This is a genomic window from Streptomyces mirabilis, from assembly GCF_018310535.1.
GTDB lineage: Bacteria > Actinomycetota > Actinomycetes > Streptomycetales > Streptomycetaceae > Streptomyces.
Window position 1 is genome coordinate 1,969,978 of the sequence record NZ_CP074102.1, and the last position, 19,745, is coordinate 1,989,722.

Genomic DNA, 19,745 nt, shown 5'->3' on the forward strand with positions numbered 1-19,745 from the left:
CCGCGCGCCGTGGACCCGGTGATCATCGTCGGCGCGGGGCCCGTGGGCCTCACGCTGGCCCTTGCGCTGGCTCGCCAGGAGGTCCCCTCCGTGGTCCTCGACGAGGGGCCGGGCAAGGACGAACAACGGCTCGCGCGGACGGTGGTGCTGCGCGAGGACACGGCCGCGTTCGTCGAGCGACTGACGGGCCTGCCCCTCACCGATGCCGGTTTCCGTTGGGCCGGATGGCGGTCGATGCGGCGCAAGCAGGTGATGCGCGAGATCAACTTCGCTGCCGGGGCATCGGGCACCGACTCGCCGGACTTCGACGCCGATACGCAAGGCCTTGGGGGCGCGACGCACGGCTCGGGGGCGCACGTCTCGGGAGCCGGCACGCACGGCGAGGTAAGCGGCGCGCGGGCCTTCGGGAGCGGCGCGCACGGCTCGGGGAGTGGCGCCCAGCGCTCCGGGAGGAGCGCGCGGGATCCGAAAGGGAGCGCGCAGAGCCTGAAAAACGCCGGGCTCGGTCCGACCGCGGACGCGCAGGACCCCGAGGGTGCCGACGTGCCCGCCCCGCTGCACCTCGCCCAGCACGCGCTGACCGGCGCTCTGCGCGAGGCCATCATCCACGAACGGCTTATCAAGGTCGCCGTGGGCAGCCGCCTCGACTCGATCGAGCAGGAGTCCTCGGGCGTCACGGCGCACACCCGCGGCCCCAACGGCACCTGGTGGCGCGGCAGTTACCTGATCGGCTGCGACGGACCGCGCTCGACCGTGCGCAAGCTCCAGGACATCCGCTTCCCCGGACGTACCGCCGTCGAACGACACGCCGTGGCAGCGCTGCGTACGGAACTTCCCTGGCCCGGCCAGGCATTGCTGCACCGGATGCCGCCGTGGCGGACGTCGGGCCCCTCGATCGGGGAGGTGACCGCGCGTCCCCTCGCCGACGACGTGTGGCGGCTGGACTGGCTGCTGCCGCCCGGCAAGGACCTGGTCACCCCCGACCTGCTGGTGGCACGCATCCGCGAGACCCTCGCGGGCTGGAACGCCGGCTCCACACCCCCGTACGAGCTGCTCGACACCGGAGTCCACACCATCCACCACCGCCTCGCCCGCCGCTGGCGGGCCGGCCGGGTCTTCCTCGCCGGGGACGCCGCGCACCTGCTCGGCACGCTCGGCACCCAGGGCCTGGACGAGGGCCTGCGGGACGCCGACAACCTCGCCTGGAAGCTGGCGCTCGCCTGGCACCACGGCCCGCACGAGGCGCTGCTCGACAGCTACCAGGCGGAGCGGCGGGCCGTCGTCGCCGCCCGACTGCGCGCCGCCGACCAGGCGCTGCCACTGCTGCGCAGCGGCGGAGGCCTGCGCTCGTACGTCCCCGGGTCGGCCCGTGGCCACGACGCGCTGCTCACGGACGGCCATCTGGGACGCGGCCCGCTGGGTGCGCCGGGGGCGTACGCCGACTCGCCGCTCGCGCCCGCGCACACCGAGTCGGAGACCCCGGTGGACACGACGCCCGGTGCGCCGGTCGTCGACGTGCGCGTGACCGCGGAGGACGGCTCGTTCGTACAGCTGCGTGAACGGCTCGGTCGCGGGGTGCTGCTCGTCGTGCTGATCGCTCCGGGCACGGGCGTGTGGGCGCGCAAGCACTGGGTGACGGCCGGGATCATGCCACGGCTCGCGGCCGCCGTGACCGCGCTGCCGCACCGCGCCGAGCTGCTGGTCGCCGAGAGCTATCCCGGCGCGGCGGCACACACCGTGCTTCTGGTACGCCCCGACGGCCACCTGGTCACCGCGCTGAGCGGGGTGCGTCCGGCCGACCTGTACGCGGCGGCCGAGGCGACACTGGGCGGCCCCGCCACGGCGGAGGCGGAAGCGGAGACGGCGTCGAGTACGACCTGACGACCCTGGTGGTCCGGCCGGCCCCGGACCACCAGGTTCAGATCGCCGAACTCGTCCGGGGGGCGGAGCCACGGCCATCGCGACACCCTCGGTCACCGGACGGTCCACATAGTGACAGTGAGTTGACCGGCCCAGAGCCCCATGGTGTACTCCGGATCGTGACCGACACCTGTGTGCGCCTGTGGCGGAGGGTCCATATGGACCTCGTCCGCTATGCGGGCTGCGTGTGTCGCCCGTCCTGCTGAATTCGCAGCTCTTCTCTCCCTGCGCGCCGCCCCTCGCTGTCGGCTGCCGCGCGCACCCACGCGAACGCCCAGGACGGTACCCGTGTCTGTGTCCACCCCCTCCAGCACGCCTTCCCCCACCGCACCGGTCCAGGCCCCCACCCAGGCCGACCTGCTCGACTTCGTGCGCCGCACCGCCGCCGACACCGAACTGATCGCATCTCTCCCCCTCGACCCCGAGGGCCGCACCTGGGTGCGCCTGGAAGGCCCCGGCGGCAGCGAGGCCTGGCTCATCGGCTGGCCCCCCGGCACCGGCACCGGCTGGCACGACCACGCCGACTCGGTCGGCGCCTTCGTCGCCGCCGCGGGCGAGCTCAAGGAGTACTCGCTCGCCGCCCGCCTGCCCACCGACGGCTGGAAGACCCTCGAACTCTCCGAGGACGTCGACCGCGAACGTCGGTTGCCGGCCGGCAAGGGCCGCTCCTTCGGCCGCCACCACGTGCATGAGGTGCTCAACGAGTCCACCGAGGAGCACGCGATCTCCGTCCACGCCTACTACCCGCCCCTGCCCCGGATCCGCCGCTACAGCCGCACGGGGCAGGTGCTGCGCCTGGAGCACGTCGAGCGTCCGGAGGACTGGCAGTGAGCACACCCCGCCCGGTGGGCATCGACACGTTGCTGGAACGGGTCCGCGAGGGACTCGACCGGGTGGAGGCCGAGGAGGCGTACTCCGCCGCACAGGGCGGCGAAGCCCTCCTCGTCGACATCCGGTACGCCGCCCTGCGCGAGCGCGACGGACTGATCCCCGGCGCCCTCGTCGTCGAGCGCAACGAACTGGAGTGGCGGCTCGACCCCCAGGGCAGCCACCGCGCCCCCGAGGCCACGAGCCATGATCTGCGGGTCGTGGTGGTCTGCAACGAGGGGTACGCGTCCAGCCTCGCCGCCGTCTCCCTCCAGCAGCTCGGACTGCACCGGGCAACCGACCTGGTCGGCGGCTTCCAGGCGTGGAAGGCGGCCGGTTTCCCGGTGACCGCCTAGCTCCCGGCTCACTGTCGCCCTGCGGCGTACGTAGGTGGTGGGCGCCCCTGATGTAAGGGGCGCCCACCATTGCGTTCCGCCCCTTACGCCTTTGCGTACCGCCCCCTACTCCTTGGCCGTGGCCACCGTGACCGGGCGCACCCGCAACGCCACCCGGCCCGACAGCGCGGTGGCGACGAGCGCGAGCAGCCCGGCGAGCGCGACCACGGTGACGTACACCAGGGGTGTGACCGCCGGAGCCGCCCGGCCCGTCATGCCGACGCTGAACGCGGTCAGGACGGCGAGCGCGATTCCGCTGCCGAGCGCGGTGGCGAGCAGCAGGACCGAGAGCGCCTCCGTGCGCAGCATCACCAGCACCTGGCGCCGGGTCGCCCCGGCGAGGCGCAGCAGCGCGAACTCACGGACACGCTCCGAGACCGACATGGCCAGCGTGTTGACGACGGCGATGGCGGTGAAGGCCAGGACGAGTCCCATGGCGAGGTAGTTGACCTCGGCGTTCGCCTGCTGCCGTGCGGCCTGGATCGAGTCGGCGGCGGCCGGGGCGAGGACGTGGATCCCCGGGAACTCACGGAGGGTGGTAGCGAGTTGTGTCTGTGTACGGGCGGTGCTGACGAGGACGGAGGTCGCGAGCGGGTTGTCCACATGGCGGGCGACCAGGTCATGGGCGAAAGTGAGGTCGCCGAAACCGAGGCCCTTGGCGTAGACGGCCACGACGGTCGGCGTGGCGGGTGTTCCGTCGCCAAGCGTGAGTTTCAGGGGGCTGCCGGGCTTCAGGTGGAGCTGGTCGGCGGCGAGTTCGCTGACGGCGACGGTCTCCTCGGTGAGCTTCTTCAGGGAGCCGGCGGTGACGTCCGGATCCCAGGTGCGGGTGAGGCCCCTGGGTGTGACGCCCTGCGCCGCGTACTTGTCGAGTCCCACACGGACGGTCGTACGGACCACTTCGGTGACGGTGTCGTGCTGCGTACGCAGCCGTCGTGCGGCCTCGGCCGGGACGCCGGGGCCCTGGGCGGCCACCACCCAGTCGGCGCGGATGCCCTCGCGGGCCTGGGTACGGGCCGCGTTGCCCAGGGTCGGCTGGACGAAGAGAACTGTGCAGGTCATGCCGATGAGGAGGGTCAGAGGGTTGACGACGGAGGCCATCCGGGCAGCATGGCCACGGAGGTTGGCACGCGCCAGTCGGCTGCTGGGCCCGGTCAGCGCGAGCGGGCCTCCGAGCACGGCTACGGCCGCCCTGACCAGCAGCGGACCGAGCAGCGCGACGGAGGAGGCGAGGACCACGACGGCCAGGAAGGTCACGGGAGTCGAGGCGGGTTCCGTGCGCAGGACACTGAGCACGGCGACAAGGACGGCACCGCCGGCGAGCAGGGCGAGACCCGCGAGGATCCGTCCCCACGCCGGGCGGGTGCGCTCGGCCCCGGCTTCGGCGAGCGCCTCGGCCGGGCGGATCCGGGCGATCCGACGCGAGGAGATACGGGCGGCGGCCCAGGCACCGAGCAGTGTCGCGGCGAGCCCGGCGAGCGGCGGGAAGACGCTGACGGTGTGCTGAAGCGTGGCCGGCACGGCGCCCATCGCCACGAACCGGCCGTGCAGCCAACTGCCCAGCGGCAGCCCCGCGAGCGCGCCGATGGTACCCGCGGCGGCCCCGACGATCAGTGCCTCACGGCCGAGGAGCGCCCGGATCTGCCCCGGCGTGGCGGCGACGGCGCGCAGCAGGGCGAGTTCGCGATGGCGCTGCTGCACGGAGAGCGCGAAGGTCCCGACCACCACGAGGACGGCCACGAGCAGTGAGGTGCCGCCCATCGCACCGCCCATGCTGACCAGCTTCGTACGCGCGGCGGTCGCGTCCAGGAACTCCACGGGCCCTCGGCCGTCGCCGGCGCTGACCTGCGCGGCCGTACCGTACGGCGCCCTGGCTCCGAGCAGCGCCGTGCTGACCGATCGCTTCAGCACGGCCGCGTCCGTGCCCTTGGTGGGAAGCACCCCGAAGGTGGTGACCTGTCCGGGGTGGGCGGCGAGGCGGCGGGCCTCGGCGGTGGAGAAGAAGAGGGCGGTCTGGTGCCGCACCTCCTGGGCGGGGGCGGCTATTCCGGTCACCCGGTAGGTCCGCGGGCTCTGCGTCGACTGGACGGTGAGCCGGTCGCCGGGCTCGAGGTGGGCGCGCTCGGCGAGACGGCGGTCGATGACGAGATCACCGTCGGCCTTGGGGGCGGTGCCGGTGGTGAGGGTGTACGGGGTCAGCGCGGCGGAGTCCCAGGCGTGCCCGTAGGCGGGCCGGTCCTTGTCGACGGCCCCGCCGGGTGCCAAGGGCTGGGCCAGGAAGGTCAGTTCGGGGATGACCTCACGTACGCCGGGCGCCTTGCGGAGCTCGGTGGCGAGGTCGCCCGGGAGCCAGGCCCGTTCGGCGATCGACTTGGCCTTGTGTTTGACCTTGCTCTTGCCCTTCTTGTGCTTGACGGTGGTCTGGTGGACGTTCTGGTCGGCGGAGACCACGACGGGCGTCGCGGCATACCGTTCGGTGGCGATCGTGCCGCGCAGGCCCGTCTCCAGGAGGGTGCCGCAGGCGGTGATGAGAGCGGCCGCGCACATCAAGGCGAAGAAAGCACCGACGAAGCCACCTTTGCGGGCTCGGACGGTCCGCAGGGCGTAACGCAGCATCATGAGGGTTCGCTCCCTGGTCTGTCGTGGGGTGCCGGGCGGTTCTCGGGTGCGGCATCGGGTGCGGCTTCGTGCACGGTGACGGGGGCAGGGAAGGCCAGGAAGCGGGTGAGCACGGTGCGGGCGCCGGGCGGGGTGTCGGCCTCGGGGCGCTTGTAGCGGTTGAGGAGTGCGATGTACTCCTCGAAGAACGCGCGGAGTTCGGGGAGCGTCAGCCGGATGCTGCCGCGCGAGTAGGGGAAGGCGTCGACCCAGGGATCGGTTTCGCCCGCCTCCCCGTCCACCCCCTGCGTCCGCAGCCGCTGCATCTGCAGTTGCATCTGCTCGAAGAGTTCGAGGTCGGCGGCGTACGCGTGGTGGTTCAGCTCGTCCATGACGAGCCGCATCTCGGGACTCTGCCGACTGCGCGGCGGGAAGCGGCGGTCGCCGGGGACGGCCCGCCACCAGCGCTCCCTGCCATGGCCGCCCGCCTCCGCCGGTCGGTCCACTTCTTCCACGAAGCCGTACCGAGCGAGCTCACGCAGGTGGTAGCTGGTGGCTCCGGTGTTGAGCCCGAGCGCCCGGGCCAGCGTCGCCGAGGTGGCGGGGCCGTGCACGCTCAGGTGCTGAAGCATGCGCTGCCGACGGGGCTGCGCGAGGGCCTTGAGCGTGGCGAGGTCGGAGAGCTCGGTGGAGCCGCCCGAAGTCTCCTCGCCCCGCCTCGCCATGGGTTCCGCGCCGGGTTCCTGTGCCATGCGTACACAGTCCTCTGTGCACAGACACCTGTGCATTGCGGCAACCCGGCGTCTCCCTCCGGGGGATAACCCCACCCTCACGAAGGGGAGTTGGACAGTGGCCGGAGTCTAAATCCGAGTCGGGATCGGGTTCAGTCCCCGTGTCCCCCTGAGCCCAACCGTCAGGCCGCCCACAGGCGTACAGCGAGTTCAGAACCTCAGGCCCAGGCCCGCCCCCGTGGCCCCCGGCCCCCACCCCAAGGCTCAGAACCCCTCGTCCCCCAAGCCCTCCGTGTCCTCCCCCTCTTCCTCCAGCGCCTGGCGAACCACGCGCAGCGCCATCCCCTCGGAGTAGCCCTTGCGGGCGAGCATGCCCGCGAGGCGCCGCAACCGTTTGTCGCGGTCGAGGCCGCGCGTGGAGCGAAGCTTGCGCGCGACGAGCTCGCGCGCCGTCGTCTCTTCCTGCTCGGAGTCGAGCTGCCCGACGGCCTCGTCGATCAGCGTCGAGTCCACGCCCTTGGTCCGCAGCTCCCGGGCGAGCGCCCGCCGGGCCAGACCCCGGCCGTGGTGCCGGGACTCCACCCAGGCGTCCGCGAAGGCACCGTCGTTGATCAGCCCGACCTCCTCGAACCGTGACAGCACCTCGTCCGCCACATCGTCGGGGATCTCACGCTTGCGCAACGCGTCCGCTAGCTGTTTCCGCGTGCGCGGGGTCCCGGTGAGCAGGCCCAGACAGATCGCCCGCGCCCGCTCAGCCGGGTCCCCTGGGGGCTCCCCCTCCTCGGCCCTCGACGAGGAAGGAGTGCCTCCGTCCTGTGGGTCGTCGGACGGCTCACCGAAACCGCCACGCCTCCGACGCCCTCGTCCACCTCGCGGCCCCCCGTCGCCGCGCCGCCCACCGCCACGGCGCGATGCAGCGCCTGGAGAACCGTGACCGTCCGTCAGGCCGTCGCCTTCGCCGTCGCCCGCCGGACCGTCACTGCCGTACGGATCCCCGCTGTGGAACCCCTCGGAGCCATACGTGTCACCGGAGTACCTGGAGGAGCCGCCGTACGTCTCGTCCCCGTACGGCCCGTCCCCGCCGTGCGCTCTTTCACCGTCTCCGGCCGAGTCGCCGTTCCCCCCGTGCCCCTGCCCCCGCGGGGGGACGGGGTAGGCGTACTCGGCCCAGTCGGTTCGTCGCGTCATGGACTAGCTCTTGGCCGCCGCGGCCTTGGACTTGGTGGCCTTGGCCGCCGGAGCGGGCACCGTCTTCGCGGACTCGTCCGAGGCGGTCGAGACCGCCGCGTCCGCGCCCGGCTCGGCGGTGGGCTCCACCGGCCTCACACCGACGCCCAGCTTCTCCAGGATCTTCTTCTCGATCTCGTTGGCGAGGTCGGGGTTGTCCTTCAGGAAGTTGCGCGCGTTCTCCTTGCCCTGGCCGAGCTGGTCGCCCTCGTACGTGTACCAGGCGCCGGCCTTGCGGACGAAGCCGTGCTCCACGCCCATGTCGATCAGGCCGCCCTCGCGGCTGATGCCGTGCCCGTAGAGGATGTCGAACTCGGCCTGCTTGAAGGGGGGCGCGACCTTGTTCTTGACGACCTTGACGCGGGTGCGGTTGCCGACCGCGTCGGTGCCGTCCTTCAGCGTCTCGATGCGGCGGATGTCGAGTCGCACCGAGGCGTAGAACTTCAGCGCCCGGCCACCCGTCGTGGTCTCCGGGGAGCCGAACATCACGCCGATCTTCTCGCGCAGCTGGTTGATGAAGATCGCGGTGGTCTTCGACTGGTTGAGCGCGCTGGTGATCTTTCGCAGGGCCTGGCTCATCAGACGGGCCTGCAGACCCACGTGGGAGTCGCCCATCTCGCCCTCGATCTCCGCGCGCGGCACCAGGGCGGCGACGGAGTCGATGACGATCAGGTCGAGCGCGCCGGAGCGGACGAGCATGTCCACGATTTCCAGCGCCTGCTCGCCGTTGTCCGGCTGGGAGAGGATCAGGTTGTCGATGTCGACACCGAGCTTCTTCGCGTACTCGGGGTCGAGGGCGTGCTCGGCGTCCACGAAGGCCACCTGGCCGCCGGCCTTCTGCGCGTTCGCCACCGCGTGCAGCGTCAGCGTCGTCTTACCGGAGGATTCCGGGCCGTACACCTCCACCACTCGGCCGCGCGGCAGGCCGCCGACACCGAGGGCCACGTCGAGCGCGGTCGACCCGGTGGGGATGACCTCGATGGGCTCGTTCGGCCGCTCGCCCAGGCGCATCACCGCGCCCTTGCCGAATTGCCGTTCAATCTGTGCGAGCGCGGCGTCGAGCGCCTTCTCGCGGTCCGTACCTGCCATGGGTTCCACCCGGTTTGCTTGAGTCGATCGCTTCACGTCAAAGACGCTAACGCCTGCCACTGACAATGCGCCCCGACGCCCGTCCAGCCTGTGGATAACTCGGGTACATCTCTGTGAAAACCCTGCCGAAATCCCCGCCGAGAGCCTCGCCGGAGATTCCATAAGAATGGATGTTCGATTTTGGTGTCAAGCGCACCGCGACACCTCCGAGCCTACGTTCGCGGACCGACAACGGCCGGGATGCCCGCCTACTCCACGGGGCGTACCAGCGAAGTCTTCGGCCGTACGACGACCTCAGGGCCCTGGCCGCCGAAGCTTGAACCTCATGGAGAGCCGCAGCAGAACCCCCGCTCCCGCCGTGACCACCACCGTCGCCCCACCGGCACGACCGTCTCCGGCGCACCCCGTGTGGCGCGGGGCGTGGCGCGGAGTGCGTCCCGCCGAGCGGCTCTGCCACGCGACCGGCGCCGTGCTGGTGCTCTCCGGGCTGGCGCATCTGGTCGTCTTCGCCGTGGACGGCGGCCCCTGGGACGGGCCCGTCTCCTGGCGCAAGCCCGTCACGTTCGGGCTCTCCTTCGGGCTGACGCTGATCGCGATCACGTGGGTCACGTCGTATCTGCGGGTCGGAGCGCGTCTGCGCTCGGCGCTGCTCGTCGTGTTCGCCGCCGACTGTGTCGTGGAGGTGGGCGGGATCACCCTTCAGGCGTGGCGCCGGGTGCCCTCGCATCTCAACATGGAGACCGGCTTCGACACGGCGGTGTCGATGACGCTCGCGGTGGGCGGCGGGGTCCTCGTGGTGCTGCTCACCGTGTTCTCGGTGGCCTCGTTCCGGAACCGGCCCACGGGCCCCCTGGGGATGCCGCTCGCGCTGCGCTCCGGGTTCGCGATCCTGCTCGTCGCGCTGGCGTCGGGCGCCGCGATGATCGCGCGCGGGGTCGTCCTCACCCGCACCGGTCACCAGGAGGCGGCGTACCACTCGACGGCCCCGCTCAAGCCACTGCACGGGGTGAGCCTGCACGCCGTGCTGGTCCTGCCCGCGCTGGCCTGGCTGCTGTCGCACACGCCATGGAGCGACCGGACACGGCAGCGGGTCGTCCACACGGCGGTCGGCTGCTACGCGGCGGCGGTCCTGGGCGCCGGGGTGTGGGCGGCCCTCACCTGGTGAATCATCGGCCTCATCGGCCGAGCAGCCCCCGCAGACGGGCGCGGAAGGAGGGCGACCTCCTGGTCCGGTGGCCGTGCACCCGGGGATCGTCCGTGACGTCGTACCGCTTCACATAGGCCCCCAGGAAGGCCTGAAGGGTGGCGACCGCGGGGATGGCGATCAGTGCGCCGACGGCCCCGAGGAGCGCGGTGCCCGCGATGACCGAGCCGAAGGCGACCGCGGGGTGGATGTCCACGGTCTTGGCGGTCAGCTTGGGCTGCAGTACGTAGTTCTCGAACTGCTGGTAGACCACGACGAAGATCAGCACCCACAGCGCGTACCAGGGGTTGACGGTGAAGGCGATCAGCATCGGCAGGGCGCCCGCGAGATACGTACCGATGGTGGGGATGAATTGCGAGACCAGACCCACCCAGACGGCGAGCACGGGCGCGTAGGGCACGCCGAGGGCCTGCAGCAGGATGTAGTGCGCGATGCCGGAGATCAGCGCCATCAGACCGCGTGAGTACAGATAGCCGCCTGTCTTGTCGACGGCTATCTCCCACGCGCGCAACACCTCTGCCTGTCGCGCGGGCGGCAGCACGGAGCACAACGCACGCCGCAACCGGGGCCCGTCGGCCGCGAAGTAGAACGAGAACAGCGTGATCGTCAGCAGCTTGAAAAGACCGCCCAGCACCTGCGCGGACACGTCCAGGACGCCGGTCGCGCTGTTCTGCACGTACTTCCGCAGCCAGTCGGAGTGCACCAGGCTGTCCTGGACGTCCACCCGTCTCACGTGGGTGTGGAAGGTCGAGTTGATCCAGTTGATCACCGAGTCCAGGTACTCGGGGAAGCCCTCGATCATCTTGATGATCTGACCCGCGAGCATCGAGCCGAGCAGCGTGATGAATCCGGCCGTCACGATCAGCAGACCGAAGAAGACGAGGAAGGCGGCCAGCCCCCGGCGCATACCGTACGAGGCCATCCAGCTCACCGCGGGCTCGATGGCCAGCGCCAGGAAGAACGCGATCAGAATGTTGATCAGCAGTCCGATGAGCTGGTGGAACGCCCAACTGCCCAGTTGGAACAGGGCGACGAGGGTGAGCGCGAGCACCATCGCGCGCGGCAGCCAGCGCGGCATGCGCGCGCCCTGCCCGGAGGCGTCCCCGCCCGGGGGCGGAGTGGGCGGCGTCGTGCCGAAGGGGGATGTCTGCTGGGCGACCTGCGCGGTCTCGTCTGTCGGGGCCACGGGGCAAGTCTCGCCCACTCCACCGACAATCGGTGACCGGCCCCGGATCTTCGGGGTCCGTCAGCGGTTTTCGTACGGAACGTTCATGGTCGCGCACACCACGCGCCACACGTCCTTGGCCTCCCAGCCGGCGTTCAGCGCCTGGTGCACGGTCCGTCCGCCGAGCTCCGTCATCACATGATCGCGCGCGAAGGTGTCGGCGTACGCCTCACCGAAGTGATCCGCCATCCGCTGCCAGAAGACCGTCAACCGCATGACTCCAGTATCCCGCCCCTGAGAGTGGGCCCGGGCCGGGACCCCTTGCCGAGACCGCTTTCCGTCCTACGGTCTGAGACATGGCCGAATCAGGAGCATCCCCACTCCCCCCGACGCCCCCGGCGCACACCCCGCTCTCGCGCGCCGAGCACTTCATCTGGCTCACCGCACGCGTGCTGGAACAGCGCCGTTTCGCGTACCACTTCCTGAACAGCGACGTCGGCGCCGCCGACGCGGTGGAGACCGCACTGGCCGCCTACCGCAACGACGACGAGGGATACGGTCACGCGCTCGAACCCGATCTGCGCGGTCCGGTCAGCCAGCCGCTGCACACCGGGCACGCGCTGCGCGTCCTCGACTCGATCGGGCGGTGCGGCGGACAGCGCGTGGAGCGCATGTGCCGCTATCTGACCTCGGTGTCGACGGCGGACGGCGCACTGCCGGCGGTCCATCCCAGTCAGCGTGGCTATCCGCACGCTCCTTTCGTGCCGATCGTCGACGACCCGCCGAGTGAACTCCTCGCCACCGGGCCCGTGGTGGGCCTGCTGCACCGCAACGAGGTGTGGCACGCCTGGCTGTTCCGGGCCACCGACTTCTGCTGGCGGGCGGTCGAGTCCCTGGACAAGTCCCACCCGTACGAGGTCGAGGCGGCCGTGGCCTTCCTGGACTCCGCCCCCGACCGCCCGCGCGCGGAGGCCGCCGCCGACCGGCTGGGCCGCCTGGTGCGCGAGCACCGGCTCGCGGCACTGGACCCGGCGCGCCTGGAGGCGTTTCCGGTGGCGCCCGGATACGCGCCGGACGAGCACCACTTCCCGCACGACTACGCGAAGACCCCGGGGTCACTCGCGCGCGCATGGTTCACCGACGAGGAGATGGCGCGCTCGCTCGACTTCCTGGCGGGCGAGCAGCGGGAGGACGGCGGCTGGCCGATCCGCTGGCGCCAGTGGGCACCGGGTACCGCCCTGGAGTGCCGCCCCATGGTGACGATCGAGGCCCTGCGCACCCTACGGGCGTACGGTCGGCCCATCGGCTGAGCGATCCCGACGGTTCCCGGCCCGCACACACGTGTGCGGGCCGTCCGCGTACCGGGCGTCAGCCTGTCAGCGCCCGCACTCCCGCCGTCACGACCACGGCCGCGCCGACCACGAGCAGGAAGGGGGCGCGCAGGAGCAGGGCGACGGCGGCCGCGGCGAGTCCTGCGACCTTCGCGTCCACGACCAGGACGCGCCCGTCGGCGAAGGTCTGCTGAGCCGTGAGCGCGGCCAGCAGGGCGACGGGCAGCAGGGCGGCGAGGCGCTTGACGAGCGGCCGCTCCAGGACGCCGACGGGGACCAGCAGGCCGATGAGCTTGACGGCGTAGCAGCCGACGGCGGTCGCGCCGATCGCGATCCAGATGTTCAACGGTCTTCCCTTGGTGCGTCGTTGTCGGCCTTCGTACGGCCGGCGGACTTCGGAGCGCGTCGCCCCTCTACGTAGAGGGCGGCGGGAGCGGCCAGCGCCGCCACCAGGACGGGGACTCCGGCGGGCAGCACGGGCAGCAGACCGAGCCCCAGAAGGACCGCGGCACCGGCCACCGCGCGCTCCGTGGTGGTCTTCAGCATCGGCGCGAGCAGTGCGAGGAAGACGGCGGGCCCGGCGGCGTCCAGCCCCCACGCGTCGGTGTCCCCGATGGCCTCGGCCCCGACGGCGCCCAGCAGCGTGGTGAGGTTCCACAGCACGTACAGGGTGAGCCCGGTGACGGTGAAGCCGATCCGGACACTGCGGCGGGTGGGCTGGGCGAGCGCGACGGCCGTGGTCTCGTCGATGACCCACTGCGCGGCGAACGGGCGCACCGCGCGCGGGAGGGCCAGCAGTTGTGACAGACGCAGTCCGTAGAACGCGTTGCGTACCCCGAGGAAGAACGCGCCCGCGGCCGCCGTGAGCGGGTTGCCGCCGCCTGCGAGCGCGCCCACGAGCGCGAACTGCGAGGCGCCGGTGAACACCAGGAGGCTGAGCGCGCAGGTCTGCAGGACGGTGAGCCCGCTGCCTGCCGAGGTCACTCCGAAGGCGAAACCGGACAGTCCGACGGCGACCCCGACTCCCAGGGCGTCCCGGACGACGGCCCCGTCGGGTTTTCCGCCGCCTTCTTCACTGCGTATGTCTGCGAGAGCTGTCTGTTCTGCCACACCCTGGACTGTAGGTACGGCCGCCCGTCGGCGTCTTGTACGTTCTTGCGCTCGCGCTGGTAGGCGCCCGGAGGCACGCCCACGATCCGGGTGAAGTGACGGTTGAGGTGGGGCTGGTCGGTGAAGCCGACGGCGACGGCCGCTTCGGCGGGCGCGGAACCGGCGTCCAGAAGGCGGCGTGCCCGGCGTACCCGGGCGTCGGTCAGCCAGGTGTGGGGCGGCATGCCGTAGGTGTCGCGGAACGCGCGCAGCAGGGCGAACGGGCTGGTGCCGAGGTCGGCGGCGAGCCGTTCCAGGGTCGGAGGCTCGGCCATCCGCTCCTCCAGCACGGCACGCGCGCGAGCGGCGACACGGGCGCCCGCGGTGTGCACGCCCCGCTGCGGCAGAAGACCGCCGTTCAGGCGCAGCAGCCGGGTCACCGCGACCCGTAGCAGCGTGTCGGCCGCGAGCGCGTTGCCCTCCTCCGCGGCCCGAAGCACTTCGTGAACCAGACCGGCCGTGTACGGATCGTCGAGCACCGGGCTGACGAATCCAGGCGTTCCACGAATCGTGGTGGTCTCCGCGGCGATCTCCGCCACCAGCTCGGGCGAGGGGTACACCGCCCCGTACCGCCAGCCCTCGGGAACACCCGCCCGGCCCGTGTGCGGGGTGTCGGGGTTGACCAGCGCGAGCGCGCCCGGACCCGCGTACTGGTCGGCGCCGCCGTGGTGGAAGACCTCGACACCGTCGGAGATGGCGGCGATCACGAAGTTCTCGTGGGTGTGCCGCACAAAGATCTTCTCGACGAACCGCGCCCGCAGCAGATCGACTCCCGGCAGCTCCGCGTACTGCCAGTGCCGCGCCCGCTCCTGCCCCGAACCTGCCACCCACTCATTCTCCGCCATGGCACCGCGGGCAACCGGCTCGGATGGCGCACCCCCACGCACTGTCGGCCGCCCACGGCGGCGAGGGGCCGTGTCGGGGGTGCCCGCCCGCAGCGGCTGACGCGTCAACGCCGCCAAGTCGGTGATCGACCGATTCCGCGCCCGACCGAGGACGGATACCCCCGGCGCGGCCCCGCCCCCACGGAGCCGTAAGCGCCCCACCGCCCACATTTCCGCAGGTCGGGGCGATTGTCAGTGGCCGGGTGCAGGATGGACGCATGGTCAGCTCCGCACACCGAGCCCTGGACGGCTTCTCCCCCGCGACCCGCGGCTGGTTCACGGGGGCCTTCTCCGCGCCCACCGCGGCCCAGGCCGGCGCGTGGAAGGCCATCGGCGAGGGCTCGGACGTGCTGGTGGTCGCACCGACCGGCTCCGGCAAGACCCTGGCCGCGTTCCTCGCCGCGCTCGACCAACTGGCCTCGACCCCGCCCCCGGCCGACCCCAGGAAGCGCTGCCGGGTGCTGTACGTATCACCGCTCAAGGCCCTCGCGGTGGACGTGGAGCGGAATCTGCGCAGCCCGCTCACCGGTATCCGTCAGGAGTCGGTGCGCCTCGGGCTGCCCGAGCCCGAGGTGAAGGTCGGCATCCGCTCCGGCGACACTCCGCCCGCAGAGCGCCGCGCGCTGGCCACCCGCCCGCCGGACATCCTGATCACGACCCCCGAGTCACTGTTCCTGATGCTGACATCGGCGACGCGCGACGCGCTGACCGGTATCGAGACGGTGATCCTGGACGAGGTGCACGCGGTCGCGGGCACCAAGCGCGGCGCCCATCTCGCGCTCACCCTGGAGCGCCTCGACGAGCTGCTGCCCAGGCCCGCGCGCCGCATCGGCCTCTCCGCGACGGTGCGTCCGGTGGACGAGGTGGCCCGCTATCTCTCGCCCCGCCGCAAGGTGGAGATCGTCCAACCGCCGTCGGGCAAGGAATTCGACCTCTCCGTGGTCGTCCCGGTCGAGGACCTGGGCGAGCTCGGCGGCTCCCCGGTCGCCGACGGCAGCGAGGGTGCGGAGAAGCCCTCCATCTGGCCGCATGTCGAGGAGCGGATCGCCGACCTCGTCCAGTCCCACCGCTCCACGATCGTGTTCGCCAACTCCCGCCGCCTGGCGGAGCGCCTGTGCAACCGGCTGAACGAGATCGCGTACGAGCGGGCGACGGGCGAGCCCCTGGCGGAGGCGCACGCCCCGGCCCAGCTGATGGGGGGCTCCGGCGCGGCCCAGGGGGCGCCGCCCGTCATCGCGCGGGCCCACCACGGCTCCGTCTCCAAGGAGCAGCGGGCCCTGGTCGAGGAGGACCTGAAGGCAGGACGCCTGCCCGCCGTGGTCGCCACCTCCAGCCTCGAGCTCGGTATCGACATGGGCGCGGTCGACCTCGTCGTCCAGGTCGAATCCCCGCCGTCCGTCGCCTCCGGCCTCCAGCGCGTGGGCCGCGCGGGCCACCAGGTCGGCGCGGTGTCCACCGGCGTCGTCTTCCCCAAGTACCGCGGCGACCTGGTCCAGGCGGCGGTGGTCACCGAGCGGATGCGCACTGGCTCCATCGAGTCCCTGCGGGTCCCCGCCAACCCCTTGGACGTACTGGCGCAGCAGCTCGTCGCCATGACCGCACTCGACACCTGGCAGGTCGACGACCTGCTCGCCACGGTCCGCCGGGCGGCGCCCTTCGCCTCGCTGCCCGAGTCGGCGTTCACCGCCGTGCTCGACATGCTCGCGGGCCGCTATCCGTCCGACGCCTTCGCGGAGCTCAGGCCCCGCGTGGTGTGGGACCGCGTCGCGGGTACGATCACGGGCCGTCCCGGCGCTCAGCGCCTCGCCGTCACCTCCGGCGGGACCATCCCCGACCGCGGGCTGTTCGGGGTCTTCCTCGCGGGATCCGACCCCAAGAAGGGCGGCGGCCGGGTCGGTGAGCTCGACGAGGAGATGGTCTACGAGTCCCGCGTCGGGGACGTCTTCACACTCGGCACGAGTTCCTGGCGCATCGAGGACATCACCCGCGACCGCGTCCTCGTCTCCCCCGCCCCCGGCGTCCCGGGCCGGCTCCCCTTCTGGAAGGGCGACCAGCTCGGCCGCCCGCTCGAGCTCGGCCGGGCGGTCGGCGCGTTCCTCCGCGAGGTGGGCTCACTCCCCAAGGACGACGCCCGCCTACGGCTGCTGGCCGCAGGACTGGACGCCTGGGCCGCCGACAACGTGCTGTCGTACCTCAGCGAACAGCGCGAGGCGTGCGGGCACGTCCCGGACGACCGCACGATCGTCGTCGAGCGGTTCCGTGACGAGCTGGGCGACTGGCGGGTGGTCGTGCACTCCCCCTTCGGCGCCCAGGTGCACGCCCCCTGGGCGCTCGCGCTGGGCGCCCGGCTCTCCGAGCGCTACGGCATGGACGCCCAGGTCATGCACGCCGACGACGGCATCGTGCTGCGCCTGCCCGACGCCGACGTGATGAGCCTGGACCTGCTCGACCAGGAGCCCATGAATCTGGGCACGGAGTACGACGCGGAGCAGGCGCCCGTCGGCGCGGCGGACGTCGCCTTCGACAAGGGCGAGGTCGACCAGATCGTCACCGACCAGGTGGGCGGCTCGGCACTGTTCGCGGCCCGGTTCCGCGAGTGCGCGGCCCGCGCGCTGCTGCTGCCGCGCCGCAGCCCGGGAAAGCGCACCCCGCTGTGGCAACAGCGACAGCGCGCCGCCCAACTGCTCCAGGTTGCCAGCGAGTTCGGATCGTTCCCGATCGTCCTGGAGGCGGTCCGCGAATGCCTCCAGGACGTCTTCGACGTCCCCGGGCTCACCGAGCTGATGGGCGACATCGAGTCACGCAAGGTGCGGCTCGTCGAGGTCACCACGCCCGAGCCCTCCCCCTTCGCCCGCTCCCTCCTGTTCGGATACGTCGCCCAGTTCCTGTACGAGGGCGACTCCCCGCTCGCCGAGCGGCGCGCCGCCGCCCTGTCGCTGGACTCCCGCCTGTTGGCCGAGCTCCTGGGCCAGGCCGAGCTGCGCGAGCTGCTCGACGCCGAGGTCCTGGCCGAGCTGGAGCGGGAGCTCCAGTGGCTCACCGAGGACCGCCGCGTCAAGGACGCCGAAGGCGTCGCCGACCTGCTGCGTCTGTTGGGCCCGCTCACGGACGCCGACTTGGCCGAGCGCGGCGCCGAACCGCGGTGGGCCAAGGAGCTGGCCGCCACCCGCCGAGCCATCAAGGTCCGTATCGCCGGCTCCGAGCACTGGGCGGCCATCGAGGACGCCGGCCGCCTGCGGGACGCTTTGGGCACGGCGCTGCCCGTCGGCGTCCCCGAGGCCTTCACGGAGCCGGTCAAGGACCCGCTCGGCGACCTCCTCGCGCGCTACGCACGCACCCACGGCCCGTTCACCTCCACCACCGCCGCCGCCCGCTTCGGTCTCGGCACGGCCGTCACGGACGGAGCGCTGCAACGCCTCGCGGGGAACGGCCGTGTCGTCCAGGGGGAGTTCCATCCGGCGGGCATCGGCCAGGAGTGGTGCGACGCGGCCGTGCTGCGCAGACTGCGGCGCCGTTCGCTCGCGGCCCTGCGCCACGAGTTGGAGCCGGTGCCGCCCGCCGCGCTCGCGCAGTTCCTGCCGCAGTGGCAGCACGTCGACAGCGGGCACGGGCTGCGCGGCATCGACGGACTGGTGCGCGCCGTCGAGCAGTTGCAGGGTGCCTCGGTGCCCGCCTCCGCCCTGGAGAAGCTGGTCCTGCCCTCCCGCGTCTCCGGTTACGCCCCCGCGCTGCTCGACGAACTCACGGCCGCCGGAGAGGTGGTCTGGGCCGGGGCCGGGTCGCTGCCCGGCAAGGACGGCTGGGTCTCGCTCTATCTGGCGGACGCGGCCCCGCTGCTCCTCCCGGACCCGCACCCCCTGGAGCTGACCGCCCTGCACCAGTCGGTGCTGGACGCCCTCTCGGGGGGTTATGGCCTGTTCTTCCGTCAGATCGCCGACCAGGTCCGCGCCACCACCCACCCCGACGCCACCGATCCCCAACTCGCCGACACGATCTGGGACCTGGCCTGGTCCGGTCGGCTCACGAACGACACGCTCGCACCGATGCGCGCGCTCCTGGGCTCGGGTCGCACCGCCGGGTCCACGGCGCACCGCGCCAAGCGCACGGTCCCGCGCGGCCGCTACGGATCCCTGACCGGCGCCGCACGCCCCCAGTCCCGTACGGGCCCGCCGACGGTGGCCGGCCGCTGGTCGCTGCTGCCCGCCCGTGAGCCCGACGCCACCGTGCGCGCCCACGCCCTGGCCCGCACACTGCTCGACCGGCACGGCGTGGTGACCCGGGGCGCCGTCGCCGCGGAAGGCGTCGAGGGCGGCTTCTCCGCCGTGTACCGCATCCTGTCCGCGTTCGAGGACAGCGGCCAGGCCCGCCGGGGTTACGTGGTGGAAGGACTGGGTGCCGCCCAGTTCGCGATGGACGGAGCGGTGGACCGCCTGCGCGCGGCGGCGAACGCACGGGACCGGGGCGAATCCCTGATCGCCCAGGACCCCCAGGACACCTTCCCGGGGCCGACCGGTTTCCCGGACACCCCCGGCCGCCCCCGCACGAACGGCTTCGCCGACGGCCACGACCCCGCGCGCACCCACGCCTTCCCCGACGACCTCGACCTCGACGCGACGAGCCCCCTGGGTTTCCCCGAGGCCGAGGACTCCGCCTTCGCCGACGACCACAGCTTCGCGAGCGACCCCGCGCTCTCCCCCAACCGGTTCCGCGCCCGTTCCTCGTCCCGGGCCACCCCCCAGGCCGTGGTCCTGGCCGCCGCCGACCCCGCGAACGCGTACGGCGCGGCCCTTTCCTGGCCCGAGCCGCCCACCGGCGCCGGGCACAAGCCGGGCCGTAAGGCGGGCTCCCTGGTGGTGCTCGTCGACGGCGAGCTGACGCTGTACATGGAGCGCGGCGGCAAGACCCTGCTCGCCTGGCCCTCGGACCCGGACGGCTCGGTCATGGAGGACGCCCGTCTGCGTGCCGCCGCCGAAGCCCTCGCCGCGGCCGCCCGCGCGGGCTCCCTCGGCACGGTCACGGTGGAGCGCATCAACGGCGCCTCCGCCCTGACATCCCCGTTCGGCACCCTCCTGGAAGGCGCCGGCTTCATCGCGACCCCCCGTGGCCTGCGCCTGCGCGCCTGAGTACCCCACCCACACGCACCCCACGTACCCGCATCCCACCCCACCCCGCCGCACCCATCCCA

At 72.4% G+C, this 19,745-nt stretch carries 16 protein-coding genes; 7 read left to right on the plus strand and 9 right to left on the minus strand.

Features of this window, described 5'->3' with window-relative positions; genetic code table 11:
• Positions 1–9 precede the first annotated feature (9 nt).
• From SMIR_RS08555 to SMIR_RS08565, 4 genes are all read left to right on the plus strand, one after another.
• The gene (locus tag SMIR_RS08555; RefSeq protein ID WP_168496300.1) at positions 10–1,881 is read left to right on the plus strand and encodes an FAD-dependent monooxygenase; all 1,872 of its coding nucleotides are present in this window, start codon (positions 10–12) and stop codon (positions 1,879–1,881) included.
• A 173-nt stretch (positions 1,882–2,054) separates the two neighbouring features.
• The gene (locus SMIR_RS44575) at positions 2,055–2,126 is read left to right on the plus strand and encodes a putative leader peptide (RefSeq protein ID WP_309544753.1); all 72 of its coding nucleotides are present in this window, start codon (positions 2,055–2,057) and stop codon (positions 2,124–2,126) included.
• Positions 2,127–2,214: 88 nt separating this feature from the next.
• Positions 2,215–2,751 carry a cupin domain-containing protein gene (locus SMIR_RS08560; RefSeq protein WP_422664514.1) on the plus strand — a complete coding sequence of 179 codons (537 nt, stop codon included), beginning with the start codon at positions 2,215–2,217 and terminating at the stop codon, positions 2,749–2,751.
• Entirely contained in the window at positions 2,748–3,143 is a 396-nt protein-coding gene (locus SMIR_RS08565) for a rhodanese-like domain-containing protein (protein ID WP_422664413.1), read from the plus strand. Before SMIR_RS08560 ends, SMIR_RS08565 begins: the two co-directional genes overlap by 4 nt.
• Positions 3,144–3,248: 105 nt before the next feature.
• Here the strand turns inward: SMIR_RS08565 and SMIR_RS08570 are convergent, their stop codons facing one another.
• From SMIR_RS08570 to recA, 4 genes are all read right to left on the minus strand, one after another.
• Positions 3,249–5,801 carry an ABC transporter permease gene (locus SMIR_RS08570; RefSeq protein WP_212726837.1) on the minus strand — a complete coding sequence of 851 codons (2,553 nt, stop codon included), beginning with the start codon at positions 5,799–5,801 and terminating at the stop codon, positions 3,249–3,251.
• Positions 5,798–6,532, minus strand: coding sequence for a helix-turn-helix domain-containing protein (locus SMIR_RS08575; RefSeq protein ID WP_348774747.1), 735 nt, complete (start codon positions 6,530–6,532; stop codon positions 5,798–5,800). The genes SMIR_RS08570 and SMIR_RS08575 overlap by 4 nt, the downstream gene beginning before the upstream one ends.
• A gap of 243 nt (positions 6,533–6,775) precedes the next feature.
• Positions 6,776–7,699 carry a recombination regulator RecX gene (gene recX / locus SMIR_RS08580; protein ID WP_212726838.1) on the minus strand — a complete coding sequence of 308 codons (924 nt, stop codon included), beginning with the start codon at positions 7,697–7,699 and terminating at the stop codon, positions 6,776–6,778.
• 3 nt (positions 7,700–7,702) lie between these two features.
• Entirely contained in the window at positions 7,703–8,827 is a 1,125-nt protein-coding gene (gene recA, locus SMIR_RS08585) for a recombinase RecA (RefSeq protein ID WP_168496292.1), read from the minus strand.
• A gap of 325 nt (positions 8,828–9,152) precedes the next feature.
• On the opposite strand from recA, the gene SMIR_RS08590 reads away from it, so the two are divergent.
• Complete coding sequence (locus SMIR_RS08590; RefSeq protein ID WP_422664414.1) at positions 9,153–9,992, plus strand: hypothetical protein; 840 nt, start codon at positions 9,153–9,155, stop codon at positions 9,990–9,992.
• A gap of 10 nt (positions 9,993–10,002) precedes the next feature.
• Here SMIR_RS08590 and SMIR_RS08595 read toward each other — a convergent pair whose 3' ends face one another.
• The gene (locus tag SMIR_RS08595; protein WP_101401029.1) at positions 10,003–11,217 is read right to left on the minus strand and encodes an AI-2E family transporter; all 1,215 of its coding nucleotides are present in this window, start codon (positions 11,215–11,217) and stop codon (positions 10,003–10,005) included.
• A gap of 60 nt (positions 11,218–11,277) precedes the next feature.
• The gene (locus SMIR_RS08600; RefSeq protein ID WP_101401028.1) at positions 11,278–11,472 is read right to left on the minus strand and encodes a DUF3046 domain-containing protein; all 195 of its coding nucleotides are present in this window, start codon (positions 11,470–11,472) and stop codon (positions 11,278–11,280) included.
• Between the two features lie 80 nt (positions 11,473–11,552).
• On the opposite strand from SMIR_RS08600, the gene SMIR_RS08605 reads away from it, so the two are divergent.
• Positions 11,553–12,506, plus strand: coding sequence for a hypothetical protein (locus tag SMIR_RS08605; protein ID WP_168496290.1), 954 nt, complete (start codon positions 11,553–11,555; stop codon positions 12,504–12,506).
• Positions 12,507–12,564: 58 nt separating this feature from the next.
• Here SMIR_RS08605 and SMIR_RS08610 read toward each other — a convergent pair whose 3' ends face one another.
• From SMIR_RS08610 to SMIR_RS08620, 3 genes are read right to left on the minus strand one after another with little or no spacing between them, the layout of a single operon-like run.
• Entirely contained in the window at positions 12,565–12,873 is a 309-nt protein-coding gene (locus SMIR_RS08610; RefSeq protein ID WP_067375155.1) for an AzlD domain-containing protein, read from the minus strand.
• Positions 12,870–13,610 carry an AzlC family ABC transporter permease gene (locus SMIR_RS08615; protein ID WP_248003712.1) on the minus strand — a complete coding sequence of 247 codons (741 nt, stop codon included), beginning with the start codon at positions 13,608–13,610 and terminating at the stop codon, positions 12,870–12,872. Before SMIR_RS08615 ends, SMIR_RS08610 begins: the two co-directional genes overlap by 4 nt.
• On the minus strand, positions 13,508–14,503 hold the full coding sequence (locus SMIR_RS08620) for an AraC family transcriptional regulator (RefSeq protein ID WP_248003711.1): 996 nt from the start codon (positions 14,501–14,503) through the stop codon (positions 13,508–13,510). The genes SMIR_RS08615 and SMIR_RS08620 overlap by 103 nt, the downstream gene beginning before the upstream one ends.
• A gap of 275 nt (positions 14,504–14,778) precedes the next feature.
• Between SMIR_RS08620 and SMIR_RS08625 the strand changes: the two genes are divergently transcribed.
• Complete coding sequence (locus SMIR_RS08625; RefSeq protein ID WP_168496286.1) at positions 14,779–19,683, plus strand: ATP-dependent helicase; 4,905 nt, start codon at positions 14,779–14,781, stop codon at positions 19,681–19,683.
• The last annotated feature ends 62 nt before the right edge of the window (positions 19,684–19,745 follow it).

Coding starts and splice junctions, on each gene's coding strand:
- SMIR_RS08575 (WP_348774747.1), bottom strand. CDS start 6,532: ATGGCACAGGAACCCGGCGCGGAACCCATGGCGAGGCGGGGCGAGGAG.
- SMIR_RS08570 (WP_212726837.1), bottom strand. CDS start 5,801: ATGATGCTGCGTTACGCCCTGCGGACCGTCCGAGCCCGCAAAGGTGGC.
- SMIR_RS08590 (WP_422664414.1), top strand. CDS start 9,153: ATGGAGAGCCGCAGCAGAACCCCCGCTCCCGCCGTGACCACCACCGTC.
- SMIR_RS08600 (WP_101401028.1), bottom strand. CDS start 11,472: ATGCGGTTGACGGTCTTCTGGCAGCGGATGGCGGATCACTTCGGTGAG.
- recX (WP_212726838.1), bottom strand. CDS start 7,699: ATGACGCGACGAACCGACTGGGCCGAGTACGCCTACCCCGTCCCCCCG.
- recA (WP_168496292.1), bottom strand. CDS start 8,827: ATGGCAGGTACGGACCGCGAGAAGGCGCTCGACGCCGCGCTCGCACAG.
- SMIR_RS08605 (WP_168496290.1), top strand. CDS start 11,553: ATGGCCGAATCAGGAGCATCCCCACTCCCCCCGACGCCCCCGGCGCAC.
- SMIR_RS08625 (WP_168496286.1), top strand. CDS start 14,779: ATGGTCAGCTCCGCACACCGAGCCCTGGACGGCTTCTCCCCCGCGACC.